This window comes from Hymenobacter sp. YC55 (genome assembly GCF_029433095.1).
Classification (GTDB): Bacteria; Bacteroidota; Bacteroidia; order Cytophagales; family Hymenobacteraceae; genus Hymenobacter.
This window is the reverse complement of the sequence record NZ_JARNTX010000001.1, coordinates 1,022,981-1,041,648: the sequence shown is the minus strand read 5'-3', so window position 1 is coordinate 1,041,648 and position 18,668 is coordinate 1,022,981. Positions and strand designations below refer to the sequence as shown.

Below are 18,668 nucleotides of genomic sequence, written 5' to 3'. Positions count from 1 at the left end.
CGGCCACCACACTTGCCAAGGTTCCGCGCGTTGACGTTACCATGAAAATCCAACGAAAAAGCGGAGTGGCTTTAGCAACCACTCCGCTCTTCGCTTCTTTTCAATTAGCGCTTGCCAGGAATCCGGAGTACCGTGAACGAGTTAGGAGCCAGCGTGTAGCTCACCGTCGAAGACGATACTTTGAACTGTTCTTCTTTCGGAGCAAGTTTGGTAGGCTCCTGTAAGCTGTTTACGGCTTGCAGGTCATTGCTGGCAAGTACAATGGCTTTGGCCGACTTACCCATTTTCTTGACACCGGCGAGGTTCAGCTTCACCGGGCGCGCCTCCGTAGAGTAGTTCACCAGCTTCACCACAATGTCGCCGGCCTTGTCGTCGGCTACGGCGCTGGCAAAGAGGTTGTCGGTGCCATTCTTAGCATTGTTTGGCATCTGCACGGGCAGCATAGTGGTGCCCGCGTTGGTGCTGTACATCTTCTGCACGTAGTAGTTGGGCGTGCCGTAGGCCTTCAGGTTGTCGAACCAAATCATGTCGGGTGTCCACTGCCACGCATCTACGTGAGCAAACAGCGGCGCGTACGAAGCCATGTTCACCACGTCGGCGTTGCGCTCCAGGCCGGTCATGAAGGCAGCTTCGGAAATAGCGCAGTCCCAGCTGTTCTTGTTGTCGGGGCTGCCAATGGCGACACTTTGCGCGGCGTACTCACCAGCAAAGATTTTCGGACCGGTGCGGGGGTAGTTGTCGTAGCGGCCCACGTTCTGCCGGAACCACTCGGGCTTGGCGTAGTAGTGCTCGTCCACAAACTCGGCCTTCAACACCCCCAGGCGCTTGGAGGCCGCTTCAAACAACGGTCCGTCGGGGCTTGGGCCCGCACTCGACACGATTTGCATGTTTGGGTACTTGGCTTTGATGGCTTTGGCAAAGGGCTCGTAACGCTCCAGGTACTGCGGACCCCACTGCTCGTTGCCGATACCAATATACTTCAGGTTGAAAGGCGCCGGATGGCCCATAGCCACCCGCTTGGCTCCCCAGGAGCTGGATGCAGGTCCGTTTGCAAACTCGATTAGGTCTAGGGCATCCTGGATAAAGGTATCCAGCGTTAGGTCACCGGTAGCGGCATTACCCGCGTTTGGTCCAGATGCCGTGATGGGCGCCAACTCGGCCGAGTTGAACTGGCAAGCCATGCCTACGTTGAGGATGGGGAGCGGCTCGGCGCCAATGTCCTCGGAGAGCTGGAAGTACTCGAAGAAGCCCAAGCCGAACGACTGGTAGTAGTCGGGCGTGAATTTATGCTTGAATTCGGTGTTCCAGCGGTTAATCAAAGGTTTGCGGCTGGCAACGTCGCCAATGGTTTCTTTCCACTGATACCGCTCGTCCAAGGTCCGGCCTTCTACGATGCAGCCCCCAGGGAAACGGAGGAAGCCGGGCTTCATGTCCTTGAGGAGTTGCACCAAGTCGGGGCGTAGGCCGTTCTCGCGCTTCTGCCAGGTGTCTTTCGGAAACAGCGACACCACATCAAGGTCGATGGTGCCGGCGCCTTCCATTGTTAGTTTGAGCCGCGCCTTAGCGGTGGTACCCGACGATTTGAGCACGGCGGTGTACTTTTTCCACTCGTTCGTGAGACCCGTGATTTTGGTTTCCGCCAGTACTTTTCCCGACGAAGCAGCTTCCGGTCCGTTTCCGCCGCGGCCGGGCTCTTCTATCGTCACATTCAGGCCGCTTACGTTACCCGGACCCTTCCGCAAATAGACGGAGAACGTGTACTCGGCGTCTTGCTTGACGCCCATGCCCCGGAAACCCTCGTTGATGAAACCAGCATCGGGACTAGCCGTGGGGGTAGTCAGGCGCAGGAAGTGGTTGTTGGTGGCACTGATGGGCTGCTGGCTGGAAACCAAGTAGGTCGACAAGGCCGCGGCGCCTTTGATAGCGCGCCAGCCCACGAGGTTCTCGTCGGTTTCAAACGACTTGTTTTTCACCAGCTCCGGGTACAACCCGCCGTCGGCAGCGAAGTTGATATCCTCGAAAAACAAGCCGTACATGGTTTTGGCGATGGGCGCGCCCGGCTTGTTTACTTGCACCGTGATGGTGCCTGGCGCGGCTGTGCCTTGTGCCAGTGCATTGTTGGCGGCAAGAGTGCTTAAAAGCATCATGCCGGACACAATCGATTGTGAATGTAGAAAGCTGCGTTTTGAGGCCATATGTGGGATTTTTTGGGTGACTTAACTAAGAAGTACTCTATTTATTTTGCCTTACAGTTTGCAGAACCACTACTCGTATGGTCATGCTTGGCTGCCAGGCGTTGGTCGAGTAGTGGTCCTACAAAGCCCAGCGGGCAACTCGTAGGACCACTCGCTAGACCACCAATTTTTACCAAAATTTAGCGTACAGCGCTGTTATGAGCAGCAGCGTAATAACAATCAGCGACATAGTTTGGGTACTGACCTTGAACATACCCGGCGTCAGGTTGATAGCCCCCGGGTTGATGGCAGGACCAGCCAAGCTAACGACCACCATCAAGAGCACAGTGAAAGCAAACGACAAACCCATGCAAATCAGGAAGGGGATTTCGTAGCCGCCGTGGCCGTTCGGGAAAGCCGTGTAAAGAATAGTTTCGGTGCCCATTACGCCTACGGCGTAGTTGTTGAAGAACACCGACAGGATAAAGCCCGCCAGGATGCCGACAATACCCGCCGTAGCGGTAGTGCGTTTCCAGAACATACCCAACAAGAAGATGGCCAAGATACCGGGCGAAATGAAGCCCGTGTATTTCTGAATGAACTGGAACCCACCTTCGCCGCCGATACCGAGCAAATCTTCCCAGGTAAGCGCCACGCCTAGTATCACCGAAGCGAAAATAGCCAAGCGGCCAACCCACACCTGCTGCTTCTCGGGAGCGTCTTTGTTTATGTAGCGCTTGTATATGTCGAGGGTGAAGATGGTAGAAATCGAGTTGACTTTACCGGCCAGCGAGGCCACAATAGCCGCCGTCAGGGCCGCCATCGAGAGTCCTTTCAAGCCGTTGGGCAGGAAAGTTAGCACGGCGGAGTAGGCGTTGTCGGAGTTGAAAGCGCCCGTTGACGCCATTTCCTGCTGCAACTCACCGTTCTTGTAAAGCACGTAAGCAGCAATACCAGGCAGCATTACAATGATAGGCATCATCAGTTTCAGCATGCCAGCAAACAGGATACCGGTGCGGGCCGTGTGCAGGTCGGCACCGAGGGCGCGCTGCGTAATGTACTGGTTGCAACCCCAATAGTTGAGGTTCACAATCCACTGACCAGCGAAGTACATGGCAATGCCGGGCAGGGCAATGTATTTATTTATTTCTTCCTGCGGCGTATTGGGCCCAGGTTTCGGGAAGATCATTTTGAAGTGGTCGTCGGCGTTGGTCATCAACGCCTTGAAGCCCGAAATAGCACCACCGCCTAAGCCAAACTTGGTGCTTACCACGTCCAGCGCAATATAGGTGGTTACCAAACCGCCCACTACCAGCACGACCACCTGAATTACGTCGGTGTAGCCTACTACTTTCATACCGCCCAGCGAGATGAGCAAGGCAAATACGGCCAGTGCCACCATAATCAGGTGGAAGCTGCCGCCCCCAATCAGGTTGCTGATGGCCAGCGCCCCGAGGTAAAGGATGGAGGTCAGGTTAACCAGAATGTAGAGAAACAGCCAGAAGATACTCATAATCAGGCTCAGCGTGGTGTTGTAGCGCTGCTCCAGAAACTGCGGCATCGTGAAGATTTTCTCTTTCAAGTAAATCGGCATGAAGAACACCGCCACAATGATGAGTACAATAGCTGCCACCCACTCATACGCCGCCACTGCCACGCCCACATTAAAGCCGGACCCCGACATACCGATGAACTGCTCGGCCGAAATGTTGGAAGCAATCATCGAAGCGCCAATGGCCCACCAAGTCAAGGAGCCCTCGGCCAGGAAGTAGTCTTTGGTGCTTTGCTCGGCCTTTTGCTTGCTTTTGTACACGTAGTACCCGTAGGCGGAAACCCCTACGAGGTAGAAGAGAAAGACAAGCAGGTCAAGCGTGGTAAGGTTGTTACGCATGAGTTAATGAAAGGGAACGTGGGAAATGAGGAGAGTAAAAGAGAGCTTAATTTTAGTGAGAATTATTAAGACAAAATGAATGCCCTCCCCTGCAGGCGTCCTGCGGGGAGGACATTTTTTGGAATTTTTATTGCCTTAGCTCGACTAGGCTTACCCTAGGCTAGCGGCCACCGAAGGCTACCTCGTTGTAGCGCAATTCGTTCTTGAAGGTGCGCAACTTGGTGTCGTCGTCGATAAGAACGTACTCGATGCCAGCCATCTCGGCAAAATCCTCCAGGTACTCAGCCGTTAGGTTCTGGCTGAAACCGGTGTGGTGAGCCCCGCCAGCTAAAATCCAGGCTGCTGCGCCTGTTGCCAGGTCGGGCTTCACTTTCCAGAGTACGCGCGCTACGGGCAGGTTCGGCAAGTCTTGCTCGGGTGCCACGGCTACTACTTCGTTTACAATCATGCGGAAGCGGTTGCCCATGTCCACGATGGTGGCGTTGAGGCCTTCGCCGGCCGGGCAGTTGAATACCAGGCGCACCGGGTCGGCTTTGCCGCCAATGCCCAAGGGGTGAATCTCGGCGCGCACCTTGCCTTCGGCAATAGTGGGGCAGATTTCCAGCATGTGGGAGCCTAGCACTTGGTTGTTGTTGGGCGCGAAATGGTAGGTGTAGTCTTCCATAAACGAGTTGCCGCCGGGCAGCCCCGCTCCCATCACCTTCATGGCCCGCACCAGCGCCGACGTTTTCCAGTCGCCTTCGCCACCGAAGCCGTAGCCCTCGGCCATCAGGCGCTGCGTGGCAATGCCGGGCAGTTGCGCCATACCGTGCAAATCCTCGAAGGTATCGGTGAAGCCTTTGGCGCCAGTGTCCTGCAAGAACTTGCGCATACCCGCCTCGATTCGGGCCGCGTCGCGCAACGACTGGCGCTGGCTGCCGCCATCCTTCAGCGTGTCGGCTAGGTCGTACTCCTGCTCGTAGGTGGTTAGCAGCTCATCGATTTGCGCGTCGCTCACTTCATTGATAACGGCCACCAAGTCACCGATACCGTAGGTGTTCACGGAGTAGCCAAACTTGATTTCAGCTTCCACTTTGTCGCCTTCGGTTACGGCTACGTAGCGCATGTTGTCGCCGAAACGGATGAAGCGGGCGCCCTGCCAGTCGGCCCAGGCCGCCGCCACGCGCGACCACACGCTTAGGCTCTGGTGCACGGCACTGTCTTGCCAGTGCCCTACTATCACTTTGCGCTTGATACCCATGCGGGCCCCAATGAAGCCAAACTCCCGGTCGCCGTGCGCCGATTGGTTGGTGTTCATGAAGTCCATGTTGATATCTGCCCACGGAATGTCGCGGTTGAATTGGGTGTGCAGGTGAGCCAGCGGCTTTTGCAGAATCTTCAGCCCGTTGATCCACATTTTGGCGGGCGAGAAGGTGTGCATCCAGGCAATCAGACCCACGCAGTTTTCGGTGGTGTTGGCTTCCTGCACCAGCTTGTAAATCTCCTCCGGGCCGGTCAGCACCGGCTTGTAGACGATTTTGATGGGCAGCTTGGTACCTAGTTCAGCGGCAATTTCCTGCGAGTGAGCGGCCACCTGTTCCAGGGTTTCGGGACCGTAGAGGTGCTGGCTGCCCGTAATAAACCAGGCTTCGTATTGCGAAATGTCAATCATACTTGTGACGCCAAGTGCAGTTGGCAGATTAAAATGGAACACCAACGGGTAGCTGGTGAAGGGGTTGGAAGGTAGAATAAGGCGAGAAAAGCAACGGCGGACGCCGCTACTCATGGAGCGGGTTACTGACCGTAATAAGAATTTGCGCCGTGCTTGCGCTCGTAGTGCTTGCGAATGAGGGCGTCTTTCAAGCGGGGTACTTCGGGGCGCAGCGTGCAGCTCAGATAAGCCAAGCGGGCAATTTCCTCGAGCACAGCGCTGTTGTAAACCGCTTTTTCCACGGTGCTACCCCAGGTGAAGGGCGCGTGGTTGCCAACCAAAATCATTTCCACTTCGGTGGGCGAAATGCCTCGCCGCTCGAATTCCTGAATGATTTGCCAGCCGGTCTGGTGTTCGTAGTCGCCCTGGATTAGCTCGTCGGCCATGGGTGGCGCGCAGGGCACGTCGGTGGTGAGGTGGTCGGCGTGGGTGGTACCGAGGATCGGAATATCGGTTTGGGTTTGGGCCCAAGCGGTGGCATACGTGGAGTGCGTGTGCACAATGCCGCCAATGCTTTCCCACTGCTTGAAGAGCAGCGCGTGCGTTTTGGTATCCGACGACGGGCGCTTCTCCCCTTCCACGATGTTGTTGTCGTAATCCACGATGACGATGTCCTCGGGCTTCAGCTTTTCGTAGGGTACGCCGCTTGGCTTGATAGCGAAAACACCCTTGTCGCGGTCTACCACGCTGGCATTGCCGAACGTGAACAGCACCAGTCCAAGCTTGGGCAACTGCATGTTGGCTTCGTAGCAATACTGCTTTAGGTCCTTATACTGGCTGCTCATGCGTGGTCAACTAAAGTGGTTTCAGAAGTGGTTTCGCCTTCTTTCAGGGTTACCGTTTCCACGAACTTGCCGAAGGCCTGGTACTGCTCGTAGCGAGACTGGTAGTCGGCTACGCGGGCCGGGTTGGGCTCGTAGGTTTCAGCAAAACCGCTGCCCATGGCGCGCTGCGCCGTCAGTACATCTGCGTGGACGCCAGCCGCTACCGCCGCATAAATGGCGGCACCTAGGGCCGGAGCCTGCTCGGAAACGGCAATCTTGATTGGCCGATTGAGCACGTCGGCCAGGGTCTGCATCACGAACTGCGACTTCTTCGCCACGCCGCCGATGCCAATTACTTGCTTCACCGGAATGCCTTCCTGCTCGAACCGCTCCACGATTTGCTTGGAGCCGTAGCAGATGGCTTCTACCAGCGCCCGGAATATTTGCGGCGCGTTGGTGCCCATCGTGAGGTTCATCATGGCGCCTTTGAGGCCTTGGTTGGCGTCGGGCGTGCGGCGGCCGTTCACCCAGTCCAGGGCCAGCACTGCCGACTCTTCGGGGTCTACGGCGGCGGCAGCCTTGCTTAGCTCCACCAACAGAATGTCGCTCATTTCGTCGCGTAGGGCGGCTTGCTGCTCGGCATTCAGCACTTTGGAGTGAGGCAGCACGTTGTGCAACGGCCACTCCACAATCTGGCGGAACCAGGCTAGCAAGTCCCCGAAAGCCGATTGACCAGCTTCCAACCCGAGCATGCCCGGAATCACGGAGCCATCCACCTGCCCGCAGATACCAGCCACCAGGTGGCTACCCACTTCGGCGGTAGGCGCTACCACAATATCACAGGTGGAAGTACCCATTACTTTCACCATCGAGTACGCTTCAATCTCCCCCGCTACCGCGCCGGCGTGGGCATCGAAGCTGCCCACGGCTACTACGGTGTCGGTGGTCAGGCCAAGGCGCTCGGCCCACTCGGCAGAGAGGTTGCCGGCCACTTGGTCGGCGGTGAAGGTCTCTTCAAACAGACGGCTCCGCAGCCCGGCCAGTTTGGGCTCTAAGTGCGTGAGGAACTCCTCGGAAGGCAATCCGCCCCAGCTTTCGTGCCACATGGCCTTGTGGCCGGCAGCGCACCGACTGTGCTTGAACGTAGCCAAGTCGTTGCCCGTGAGCAGCAGCGTCAGCCAGTCGCAGTGTTCCAGCCAAGAATGCGCGGCTTTGAGTACAGCTTCGTCTTCGCGCACCACGTGCATGATCTTCGCCCAAAACCACTCCGACGAATAGATGCCTCCCTCGAACTTGGTGAAATCTTCGCCGCCCCAGGTGCGGGCTTTGAGGTTGATTTCGGCAGCTTCTTCGAGGGCCGTGTGGTCTTTCCAGAGCACGAACATGGCGTTCGGGTTGTTTTCGAAGCCGGGCGTAAGAGCCAGTGAAACGCCCTTCTCGTCAACGGGGCCGGGGGTCGAGCCAGTGGTGTCTACCGCAATACCTACCACTTGCGCAGCGGGCACATGGGCCACCACCTTGCGAACCGTCGCTTCCAGACCTTCAATATGGTCGAGGGGGTGTTGGCGGAATTGGTTGCGGGCGGGGTTGCAGAATTCCAGCTTTTTCCAGCGCGCGTAGTAGTGCACGGCCTGCGCTACTTCGGCTCCGGTGCGGGCATCTACCAGCAAGGCGCGCACCGAGTCGGTGCCGTAGTCAACCCCAATGACGTAAGCCGCTTGTGGGTCGGATGTTGCTGTTTGAGGAGTTTGCACGAGTGATAAAATGGTGAAATGGTGAGGACTGTGAGGCAGTGGAAAACGTCATCATGCTGAGGGCAGCCGAATGAGAAGCCGAAACATCTCACTTGCCGACGTTGCTAAAGAGTATCCGTCTCCGTCATGCTGAGCGAAGCCGGAGGCATAGTCGAAGCATCTCGCGTGGTGTCGTTGCAGAGGCATTGTCATGCTGAGCGCAGCCGACGCATCTCGCGTGCTGACACTGGATTACTAATCAGACATCAGCACGCGAGATGCTTCGACTGCGCTCAGCATGACGACGTTCTTTTGTCATCCATTTATTTGCGGACGCCGAACTTGTAGATCGTGGTCGACTTGAGGGTGTCGCCGGGCTTGAGAATGGTGCTTGGGAACGTAGGCTGGTTAGGCGAATCGGGGAAGTGTTGCGTTTCCAGGCAGAAACCAGAATTTTTGCCGTACACGGTACCGCCCTTGCCTTTCAAGGTGCCATCGAGGAAGTTGCCGGTGTAGAACTGGACGCCAGGCTCGGTGGTGGACACTTCCATGGTGCGGCCCGAAGCAGCATCATACACCGTAGCGGCGGCGTGCATGCCGCTTGGGTTGTTGAGCACCCAGTTGTGGTCGTAGCCACCGGGCACCTGCCCGATTCGCTCGCCAATGGTGTGGGGCGTGGTGAAATCGAAAGGCGTGCCTTTCACGGGCTTCAGCTCACCGGTCGGAATCAAAGTGGCATCTACTACGGTGTAGCGGTCAGCTGGCAGGGTCACTTCGTGGCCCAGAATGTCTTTGCCTGCACCGTGGTTGAGGTTGAAGTAGGCGTGGTTGGTGAGGTTAACCGGCGTGGCCTTGTCGGTGGTAGCCGTGTAGTCGAGGCGCAGGGCATCGTCGTTGGTGAGGGTATACACCACCGTTACGGCTAGGTTGCCGGGGTAGCCTTCTTCGCCGTCTTTGCTGTTATAAGTAAGTGTTAGCGTCTGGCCATCGGCCGAAGTGCCGGGCTTGGCTTCCCATATCACCTTGTCGAACCCTACCTTACCACCGTGTAGCGTGTTCGGCCCGTTGTTTTTAGCCAGTGTATACTCTTTGCCATCCAGCGTGAACTTGCCGCCTTTGATGCGGTTGCCGTAGCGCCCAATCAACGCCCCGAAATACGGGCCCGACTTCAAAAACTCCGGGCTCTGGTAGCCGCTCACATCATCGAAGCCGAGGATAACGTCGCCCATCTTGCCGGCCTTGTCAGGCACCATCAGGCTGGTGAGCGTGCCACCGTAGTTGGTGATGGTAGCTTTCACGCCGTGGGCGTTGGTGAGCGTGAAGAGCTGCGCTTCAGCGCCAGCAGTGGTTTTGCCAAAAGCAGTGGCAGTGGGCATAGCGGAAGTGGTTTGGGTGGAATCGGTGGCAGTAGCTGCGGTGCTACCTTCAGTTTGAGTGGCGGGCTGCTGGTTGCAAGCGGCTAGTGCTAATCCGGCGGCGATGCTGCCGGCGAGTATACCGGCGCGGTTGAAATTTGTCATGGGCAAAAGAAGCGGGCGTTTGAAAGGAAGAATAAAGGATACAACAATGAGTGGCTGCCTGCTAAAACCAGTTAGCAGAGCGCCGCCAAGTTAAGAGCCTTTTCTAATGCGTAAATGCATTATGCAATTGTGTATTGAATAGATGAAATCAACTCTCCCCTTATAGAGCGCCCAATTTGGTACGTAAAGTAGAAATTCTTCTTTTATTACACAATCGTTTGTGTGCATATATCCTCTATCTTGTTGCTTCTGACTTTCCTCGCACCGGTACAAACCCTTGCCTGTTAGCATCACTGGTTGGTGCCACTCAATACTTTACAAACTGAAATTGGCAAATGCACTCGATGTAACAGCTGCTATCGTTTTCCAAGGTTTTTTTGTGTTGGCCACGTTACAGGACACTGACTTTGTGGGTGGAATAACCACCATTCCGCTGCACTCGCACCTGATACACGCCTGGCCTCAACGCGGTTTCGACCACTAGTTTTGCATTTTGCCCCTCAACTGCTCGCCGATATACTTCTTGGCCTTGCAGATTGAACACAACAACCGTCACCTTTTCCGCAGCCTTATTATCACCCATATCCACCGTAAAGCTTCCGTGCTCTGCCGGCACCGGATAGATGCTGACACCGGATAGCTTCTTGCCAGGCGCCGCGGCCAAAGGTGTTGCTTGACTTATCGTCCAACGTTGCGAGGTACTGCTGGCATTATAGGCACTTAGCTGTAATGGAGAATTAGGAGTTGTAGAGCTTCCAGTGGGCTCTACCACCCGATTAAAGAACCCAAAGACAAAAGTGCCATCATGAGCACGTTCCAACTGAAACTCTTGACAAATGGACCCACTCGCTGGTTCGAGTTGCAACGGAGCACCACTGGAGGTAGAACAGTTTTCGGTGCCTACTGCTTGCCCAGTCCGAACGCCAACTACCTGATAAGTTCCGCTGGTCAATACCGTGAAATCCCACTGTTGGCAATCGAGCCCATTGGGCGCGCTTTGTATGATGCGTTGTCCGGCTGCGGCAGTACAAGCGGCTGATTGCCAATACAAATTACTATTGGCATTGCTTATAGTATAGCGCCCAGGGCTCAACCAATTTCGACTCACAATTGGCCACTCCGTAGCATCCCAGCTCAGTTTGGCAACATCAAGCTTTGCCTGACCAGAGTTGTCTAGGTCGTAGTAATGGTGCGAAAAATAGCTAACACCATTCTCCTCAAATATTCCTGCGTGACCAGGCCCTACATAACGTCCGGCAGTGCTCAATAACGTCGAGCCCCCATTGTTGTTCAAATCCACACCGTTTCTATCAAGGAAAGGCCCTGATGGTGAAGTAGAACGCCCTACTTGAATGTAGTAGGTACTGTTGGAGCCCTGGCAGCAGTTGCCCCGGTTAATGAATAGATAGTAGTAGCCGCCTCGCTGCTTTACGTAAGCGGCCTCTACTCCCCCGTTCGCTACGGCGAATTGCTGAGTCTGCGTACCGTTCAGCGGTTTGCCAGTAACTGGATTCAGCTGCAACGTGCGAATTCCTCCGAAGAAAGAACCGTAGATAAACCACACATTATTATTGGTATCCCGATATACGGCCGGGTCTATGGCGTTGGGATTAGACGAGCCGGTGGCAGTAGATGACACCACTTCCCCCTCATCAACCCAGTTGTAGTTAGGGCTGGCGGGGTCCAACGTCACATTAGTCGCTACTCCTATTCCCGATACCTGCGACCCAAACGTGGAGCAGGAATAATAGAGGTAAAACTTTCCATTCATGAAAATGCACTCTGGCGCCCAATATTCGTTTGCGAACCCGGGCACCTTGCTATTAATCCATGCAGGTTGAGTAGCAGTAGTAAAAACGGGCCTGCTACTACTGGTCCAGTTCAGTAAGTCAGTGGAGTATTTACTAGGAATGCCGGGCCCAGTGCTGAAAACCCAGTATTTGTTGCCGTCTTTGATGATACTTGATGGATCGTGCGCATCTACACTGCCTCGAATAGCATAAGCCGGGGCACCGACACTAGCCAATAGCAGCAGTAGCAACAATAGTTGCCCGTAAACAGCGCTCAGTGTACTGCGCCTAAAGAGGCCGTTGTGTATCCGGGCAACTGTTTTAGCTGTGTAAACATGTTGAAACATAGTGCTGCTGGTTGCTGTGAGCTACAGGGCAGCTATCCAATCAATTGGAAGCATACCATAAGAAGTAAGGCAAAACAGCCGCTCCAGATTGCGGCCTGGAGCGGCTGTTTTGTTGATTTAAGTCGTTCAATAGTTTAGAAACCAGGATTTTGCTGGATGCTGCGGTCAATGTCTATTTCACTCTGAGGAATAGGCAACAAACGGTTTTTGCCTACTATGAAGTTTGCAAAATCCGGATCATGATCAGCACGAGCCAGTGTGTTAACATCAGCTTGGTTGTCTAGCAATCCGTAGCGGTTGAGGTCAGCCCAACGCGGACCTTCACCTGCCAACTCTGTTACCCGCTCATGCCGTAATTGAATCCGCATCGTCTCTCGGGTAAAAGTGCCTGTCAGTGGCGTTAGGTTTACACTAGGGCGAGCCCGAACCTGGTTGATAAGCGCAACGGCGGCGGCAGGCTGGTTCTGCTCGTTTAAGGCCTCAGCTTGTAGCAACAGTACATCTGCATAGCGTATTACCCGAATGTTGATGCCCGAATGGAAGTCTTCGAAAAAAGCTCCGCCTGCACGCGGATCATTTTGATACTTGCGCCAGAGGTAACGGTTGGGGTCGATGTTCAGACCATTGTTAGCAGTACCACTGAAGGGGCGGTTGTAAACAACGGGAGTACCCACTGCACTGTACATCGTAACGTCACGGCGCGGATCAGTGGCTCCTGTTACAGTCCGGTCGCTATACTCCCGGAACACCCAAGGCCGAACTTCCACGTCTGTAAAGCCAAAACCGGGAGGTCCCCAGAATTGCGAACGTTCCTGACCTTCTGAACCACCGGGTATGTCTACTCCTACTGCAGGCAGTTTGCTGCTGCCCTCAAACTGGATTTCGAAAATCGACTCGCTGTTGTTTTCGTTGAGCTCCGTGAAATTGTCGCGGTAGTTATCCACCAACTTATACTGACCCGACGAAATAACTTCGGCAAATTGCGCAGAAGCCAATGCCCACTGCTTTTGCTGCATATAGAGCTTGCCTAGCAGAGCCGTTGCTGCGCCCCGAGTTGCGCGGCCTTTGTCAGCGGGCCCCCATTCGCTAGCTAAGGGAAGGTCAACTTTAGCCGCTTGAAGATCAGAGATTACTTGCGCCTGCACCTCCTCAATAGTGCCTTGCGGTACCCGAGTGTTGGCATCGGCCAAAGTGGTTACAAGTGGCACATTTCCAAACAGTAACCCTAGGTCATAGTAGCAAAGGCCCCGCACGAAGTACGCCTGCGCTAGCACACGCTTCTTCACGGTTTCGTCCATTGTAATGCTAGGCACCTTAGCCAACACTTGGTTGCAACGGAAAATAGCACGGTAGTAATCGTTCCACATCACCTGCGACCGGTCGGTGGTATTGGCCTGCCGAAACGTTAGAAACTGGTTGAGGTCGAGGGCAGGCGTGCGGGTCCAAGACTCATCGGAGCGCCCTTCGGTAGCAAAATGCCAGTTCAAGCTGTAGATCGAAAAATATTGCAATGGAGAGTAAAGAGCCGTGGAAGCACGCACAGCATCACTCTCGGTTTGCCAGAACTGAGCCGTACTAGGCTCGTTGGGGTTCACTGTATCCAGCAGGTCTTCCTTGCAGCTGCTGGCACCAGCCAACAGAGCACCAGTTAGAGCCGTTATTAAAAGCTTAGATGATTTCATTGTTTTAGAAAAGAGGGGCTCATGCAGCACGAAGCCGCAACGAATTAGAAGTTTACTTGCAAGCCACCCGTGAAGGCGCGCACGTTCGGGTAACTAGAGTTGTCGATACCGGGACCATAAACGCCCTGGCCGGTTGTCTCGGGGTCAAACCCGATGTAATCCGTTATTGTAAACACGTTGCGGCCAGTCACATACACGCGCACACTTCCCAAACCTGGCACTCGGCTAGCAAGACCCTTCGGCAAGGTATAGCCTAACTGTATATTACGTAGGCGTAAGTAGCTACCGTCTTCTACCCAACGAGTTGTGATAGGATTGTTGTTGTTTACGGCCTCTAGTCCACCACCTTGTACTAAGCGGGGCGTGGTGTTCGAGGGATTAGTCGGTGACCAAGGCTCGATGTCGCTGCGGTAGTTATTTACTCCGTTCAATTGGTCAAGCGCCGCCCGAGTGTTGTTGTAAATCTCGTTACCCGTCACCCCCTGGAAGAAAACACTTAAGTCAAACCCCTTGTAGGCTGCTGTCAGGTTGAGACCGTATTGCAGCGCGGGAAAAGGGTTACCTACAAACTGACGGTCGGTGTCGGCACTGATTCTGCCGTCGCCGTTCAGGTCTTTATACTTCACGTCGCCGGGCTTGGCTAGAGGCTGAATAACCCGCCCATCAGCGTTCTTGTAGTTGTCGATTTCCTCTTGGCTCTGGAAAATACCTAGCATCTCTACTAGGTAGAGGCGGCCAATAGGCTGCCCCACTGTGGTGCGGCTAACGCCAAATGGGCCCACTACATTAGGCTGTAGTTCGGAGAGCTTCAGTACTTTGTTTTTTAGCGTCGTTAGCGTCAGATCTGCGCCATACGTGAAAGCCTTCCTGTTTTCATGGTAACCCAAAGCAAACTCCAGACCCTTGTTTTGAATCTCGCCTAAGTTGGTAAAGGGATTAAGCGAACCGGAGGTGCCAAGGTAGGCTGGCAGGGGCGGGTTTACGAGGGCGTCTTTGGTAGTAGAAGTATAGTAGTCGGCCGAAAACGACACCCGACGATCAAACAAGTCTAAATCCAACCCTATATCAGTGGTATAGCGTGACTCCCACCGCAAATTGGCGCTTTCCAGGCCTAATTGAATAGCTCCGTTGACGTTAACCTGGGGAGTGCCAAGCGGATAAGTGACATTCTGGTTTACGGTAGCTTGGCCGAGATAAGAGCCTGGCAGGTTATCATTGCCATTCACGCCATAGCTGGCCCGCAGCTTCAGGTTGCTTACTTGAGGTAGTGCGTTTTTGAAGAAGTCTTCTTCGCTAATACGCCATCCTATCGAGCCGGCGCCAAAGTTGCCATACTGGTTGTTCCGGTCAACGCGAGACGAGCCGTCACGCCGGAAACTAGCCGTAATCAGATAACGATTTTTGAAGTCGTAGTTCAGCTGCGAGAAATACGAACGTTTGTTGTACTCATCCTCGGTTCCGCCTACAGTACCCGTTGATGCAGTACCTGCACTGAGCACAGGAAAGTATTGCGGCTGTGACAGAAACAGGGTGGTTCGGGCTGTAGCGTTGTTGAAGTTATACGTCTGCTCAGAGTAGCCTAATACAGCATTAATTCCGTGCTCACCAAAGCGCTTATTGAAGTTGAGCGTGTTTTCAATAATCGTGGTTGTAGTTGTACCACGGTTTTCAAACAAGTAGGTATTGTTAGGATTCGAAGCCTCACCTAACCGAATGAACCCATTCTTGCGGAAATCTTTATCATTGAAGTCATGGACCTCAAGACCTAAGTTCAGCCGATACGACAGGAAATCGGTAAACGAAAACTCACCGTTGACACTACCCTGCAGCCGATTATTCTTCTGTGTTTGATTACGGATTTCTTGAGCGCCAATTGGGTTGGTGGAATAATTGAATAAGTAGTTGTTGCTACCGTAGCCAAACCCACCCACATTTCTTGGGTCGTACACCGCAATACCGGGCAATTCTGTTAGCACGTCAATAAATGGCACCTCGTTGAGTAAGGTTGTATTGATGTGTGTTAGAAGAGCACTCTCACTTATTTTCAACCGGCCACGGGTCAGTCCCGAATTCAGGCGGACGCTATAACGCTCGAACTTAGGCCCTTTGACAATACCTTCCTGGTTGAAATAACCACCCGAAACCAAGAAGTTAGTTGCATTCTTGCCGCTGTTGCTACCACCAGAGAAGGTTAGATTGTAGTCCTGTACTCTTCCGGTCTGGAAAAATTCTTTTTGCCAATCTGTATCAATAGCATCGGTATAGGCTCCTCCTGGTCCTCTCACAGCGCCAGCCATCTGCTCCGTTATCGGATTCAGGCCCGCATTGGTATAAGCTACCACTGCCCGGTCGGCCCATTGGCTATGGTTGGTTAAGTTGTATTTTTTGTAAATACTTTCAACTCCCGTGTAACCGTTAAAGCTCAGTTTTGGCTCTCCGGCCTGGCCGCGCTTAGTGGTAATAAGAACGACACCGTTTGCTCCGCGCGAACCATAAACGGCCGTCGAGGAAGCATCTTTCAATACCGTCGCTGACTCTATATCATTGGGGCTTAGGTCACGAATGTTGTCCGTCCATAATCCATCAATTACATAGAGTGGCTGGCTGCCCGCGTTGAGGCTGCCAATACCCCGAATAGCAATGTTAGGAGTAGCACCCGGGGCACCCGATCCTACTACCTGAACCCCGGCTACGCGGCCCTGAAGAGCTTGCGAAAGGGTTGGCACAGGCGCTTTGGTAGCTTCCTTGGTATCTACGCTACTTACAGCACTAGTCAAATTCTGACGGTCTTGTGTCAGGTAGCCTACTACTACAACCTCGCTCAGTGCTTTAACATCTTCTGCGAGGGTAACCGTTAGGTTGGTGGAAGCAGCAGTTACGGGTACTTCTTTAGTGGTGTAACCTACGAAGCTGAAGGTCAACACACTGCCCTCGGCAGCTGTGATAGTAAAACTACCGTCCCCCCCTGTTGACGTTCCATTGGTTGTGCCTTTTACGAGGACCGTCACGCCAGGTAGCGGGTCGCCATTTGTCCCCGTTACTCGCCCAGCTATGGTAACGTCTGCGGTTTGAGAGGCACTAGCAATAGAATTGCTTTCGGGTGTGGTTGATGTAGCTGCATTCGCCACAAGAGGCTGCAGCGGCAAGCAGCAGAGCAGAGCCGGAATAGCAGCCCGGCGCACTTTAGGTACTGTCTTTTTCATGTGAAAAATTGTGGGAATTAATGGGTATTTCACACAAACGATTGTGCATAAATAGATACGCAAACGTTTGTGTGTTTTTTAAAGTAAGCTAAAGAGGGTTTATGGTGAAAGGAATGATTATTCTGCAGTATTTAAATGAAAAGTCCTAATCATAGGCCATTTCTGAAGCGCTGCAATACAATTTCTCGTTTTCAGTGGGTAAGATTAAGGAAATATAGACAGACTACCAACTAACTTATAACCGTTTATTCTGGAATTTTATTGGTAAGATTCAATGAATAATCGGTTGTGTAAATACTAAACACGGGTAGCCTTTTGCTAAAAGGTATAAGCTTACTTTTCTGAATAGCTTTTTTGTTAGTGATTCAAAATCGACCCACGCTTCTAACTTTTTCCAACTAGCAGCTGAACAGCTACTGTAGCTAGGCCCTGACTATCAGGACTTGTTGGTTTCAGAACTGCTTTACTGGGCTGTGAGGGCACAGTACTACTGGAAGGCTAATCGGCCGACAGGCTTTGCGGTCAAGCCCATTCTTATAAGCTCGTTCGTAAAGCCTAGGCATTTATTTCTTTTACTTTAGCCTCGGGTTTTCGTACTCATTTCAAATCAAACTTCCATCCGCTTTCCCCCAGCTATGCTTCATCAATCAGTAGCAAAGTCTTTCCAGGACCGATTCAACCATACTCCCCTGCTTGTAAGGGCTCCGGGGCGCGTCAACCTGATTGGCGAGCATACCGACTACAATGGCGGATTTGTGATGCCAGCGGCCATCGATAAGGAAATCTACTTTGCCGTTGGCTTGAACGGCACTACTACGGCGCGGCTCTACTCCTACGACCTGGACCAAAGCTACGAGACCGAGCTAGCCGAAGTAACGCGCGACAAGACTATGTGGGCCAACTACTTGAAAGGAGTGGTTGCACAGTTTCAGAAGCGGGGCCTCACCGTGCCGGGCTTCGACTGCGTGTTTGGCGGCAATGTACCTATCGGCGCGGGGTTGTCGTCGTCGGCGGCGGTGGAATGTGGGTTGGCGTTTGCGCTCAACCACCTGATGGGCACCAACCTAGACCGCATGGAGCTGGCGCACATGGCCCAGAAAGCGGAACACGAGTTTGCCGGCGTGCAGTCTGGCCTCATGGACCAGTTTGCTAGCCTCTTCGGACAGCCCGGCCACGTGATGCTGCTCGACTGCCGCTCCCTCGACTACGAGTATCTGCCCTTTGATACCAGTGCCTGCGGCATCGTGCTCTGCAATACGGGCGTGAAGCACTCTTTGGCCAGCTCGGAATACAACCTACGCCGCCAGGAGTGTGAGCAAGGTGTAACCATACTGCAGCAATACTACCCCGAAGTTGCTTCGCTACGCGACGCCACGCTCGAACAGCTCAACGCGCATCGGGAAGAGCTAGGCGACGTAGTGTATCGGCGGTGCATGTACGTGGTGCAAGAAAACTTCCGGGTGGAGGCCGCGCGTCAGCACCTCAACGACGGCGACTTGGCTGCTTTTGGCCAGGAGATGTACGCGTCGCACGCCGGGCTGCGCGACGACTACGAGGTGAGCTGCAAGGAATTAGACGTGCTGGTGCAAATTGCGAAAGCACAACCCGGCGTGTATGGTTCGCGGATGATGGGTGGCGGCTTTGGTGGCTGCACCATCAACCTGGTAGCCGTAGACCAAATCGAGGGCTTCGTGCAAAAGGCCACCGAAGAGTATAAGCGCTACTTGGGTCTAGAGCTGGAAACGTACCAGACCACCATCACCGGAGGTGTGGATATACTGCAGCCTGAAGTAGTAAGCTAAGTTGTGAGTTCCCGTTTGCCAGCGGCCGAACAGCTACGGAGGTAGCACTCGACTACTAGCAAAGGACAACTT

At 53.9% G+C, this 18,668-nt stretch carries 10 protein-coding genes; 1 reads left to right on the top strand and 9 read right to left on the bottom strand.

Annotated features, from left to right (window positions below):
* Nucleotides 1-104: 104 nt before the first annotated feature.
* From P1X16_RS04435 to P1X16_RS04395, 9 genes are all read right to left on the bottom strand, one after another.
* Entirely contained in the window at nucleotides 105-2,147 is a 2,043-nt protein-coding gene (locus P1X16_RS04435) for an alpha-L-arabinofuranosidase C-terminal domain-containing protein (RefSeq protein WP_277226646.1), read from the bottom strand.
* 217 nt (nucleotides 2,148-2,364) lie between these two features.
* Entirely contained in the window at nucleotides 2,365-4,065 is a 1,701-nt protein-coding gene (locus P1X16_RS04430; protein WP_277226645.1) for a sodium/solute symporter, read from the bottom strand.
* A gap of 160 nt (nucleotides 4,066-4,225) precedes the next feature.
* Complete coding sequence (araA, locus tag P1X16_RS04425) at nucleotides 4,226-5,716, bottom strand: L-arabinose isomerase (RefSeq protein ID WP_277226644.1); 1,491 nt, start codon at nucleotides 5,714-5,716, stop codon at nucleotides 4,226-4,228.
* 122 nt (nucleotides 5,717-5,838) lie between these two features.
* Complete coding sequence (locus tag P1X16_RS04420; protein WP_243801302.1) at nucleotides 5,839-6,540, bottom strand: L-ribulose-5-phosphate 4-epimerase; 702 nt, start codon at nucleotides 6,538-6,540, stop codon at nucleotides 5,839-5,841.
* Complete coding sequence (locus tag P1X16_RS04415; RefSeq protein ID WP_277226643.1) at nucleotides 6,537-8,273, bottom strand: ribulokinase; 1,737 nt, start codon at nucleotides 8,271-8,273, stop codon at nucleotides 6,537-6,539. The genes P1X16_RS04420 and P1X16_RS04415 overlap by 4 nt, the downstream gene beginning before the upstream one ends.
* Nucleotides 8,274-8,575: 302 nt before the next feature.
* Nucleotides 8,576-9,628 (bottom strand): aldose epimerase family protein, encoded by a 1,053-nt coding sequence (locus tag P1X16_RS04410; protein ID WP_277229456.1) that lies wholly within the window; start codon nucleotides 9,626-9,628, stop codon nucleotides 8,576-8,578.
* Nucleotides 9,629-10,163: 535 nt separating this feature from the next.
* Entirely contained in the window at nucleotides 10,164-11,909 is a 1,746-nt protein-coding gene (locus P1X16_RS04405; protein ID WP_277226642.1) for a family 43 glycosylhydrolase, read from the bottom strand.
* A gap of 134 nt (nucleotides 11,910-12,043) precedes the next feature.
* The gene (locus P1X16_RS04400) at nucleotides 12,044-13,591 is read right to left on the bottom strand and encodes a RagB/SusD family nutrient uptake outer membrane protein (protein WP_277226641.1); all 1,548 of its coding nucleotides are present in this window, start codon (nucleotides 13,589-13,591) and stop codon (nucleotides 12,044-12,046) included.
* Nucleotides 13,592-13,635: 44 nt separating this feature from the next.
* Entirely contained in the window at nucleotides 13,636-16,794 is a 3,159-nt protein-coding gene (locus P1X16_RS04395; RefSeq protein ID WP_277226640.1) for a TonB-dependent receptor, read from the bottom strand.
* A gap of 635 nt (nucleotides 16,795-17,429) precedes the next feature.
* Here P1X16_RS04395 and P1X16_RS04390 point away from each other — a divergent pair.
* A complete protein-coding gene (locus P1X16_RS04390; protein WP_277226639.1) occupies nucleotides 17,430-18,596 on the top strand; it encodes a galactokinase in 1,167 nt (388 codons plus the stop codon).
* The last annotated feature ends 72 nt before the right edge of the window (nucleotides 18,597-18,668 follow it).

Bases quoted from the DNA above. Each gene is read 5' to 3' on its own strand.
- P1X16_RS04405 (WP_277226642.1), bottom strand. From the start codon at position 11,909: ATGTTTCAACATGTTTACACAGCTAAAACAGTTGCCCGGATACACAAC.
- araA (WP_277226644.1), bottom strand. From the start codon at position 5,716: ATGATTGACATTTCGCAATACGAAGCCTGGTTTATTACGGGCAGCCAG.
- P1X16_RS04400 (WP_277226641.1), bottom strand. From the start codon at position 13,591: ATGAAATCATCTAAGCTTTTAATAACGGCTCTAACTGGTGCTCTGTTG.
- P1X16_RS04390 (WP_277226639.1), top strand. From the start codon at position 17,430: ATGCTTCATCAATCAGTAGCAAAGTCTTTCCAGGACCGATTCAACCAT.
- P1X16_RS04395 (WP_277226640.1), bottom strand. From the start codon at position 16,794: ATGAAAAAGACAGTACCTAAAGTGCGCCGGGCTGCTATTCCGGCTCTG.
- P1X16_RS04410 (WP_277229456.1), bottom strand. From the start codon at position 9,628: ATGCCCACTGCCACTGCTTTTGGCAAAACCACTGCTGGCGCTGAAGCG.
- P1X16_RS04435 (WP_277226646.1), bottom strand. From the start codon at position 2,147: ATGATGCTTTTAAGCACTCTTGCCGCCAACAATGCACTGGCACAAGGC.
- P1X16_RS04430 (WP_277226645.1), bottom strand. From the start codon at position 4,065: ATGCGTAACAACCTTACCACGCTTGACCTGCTTGTCTTTCTCTTCTAC.
- P1X16_RS04420 (WP_243801302.1), bottom strand. From the start codon at position 6,540: ATGAGCAGCCAGTATAAGGACCTAAAGCAGTATTGCTACGAAGCCAAC.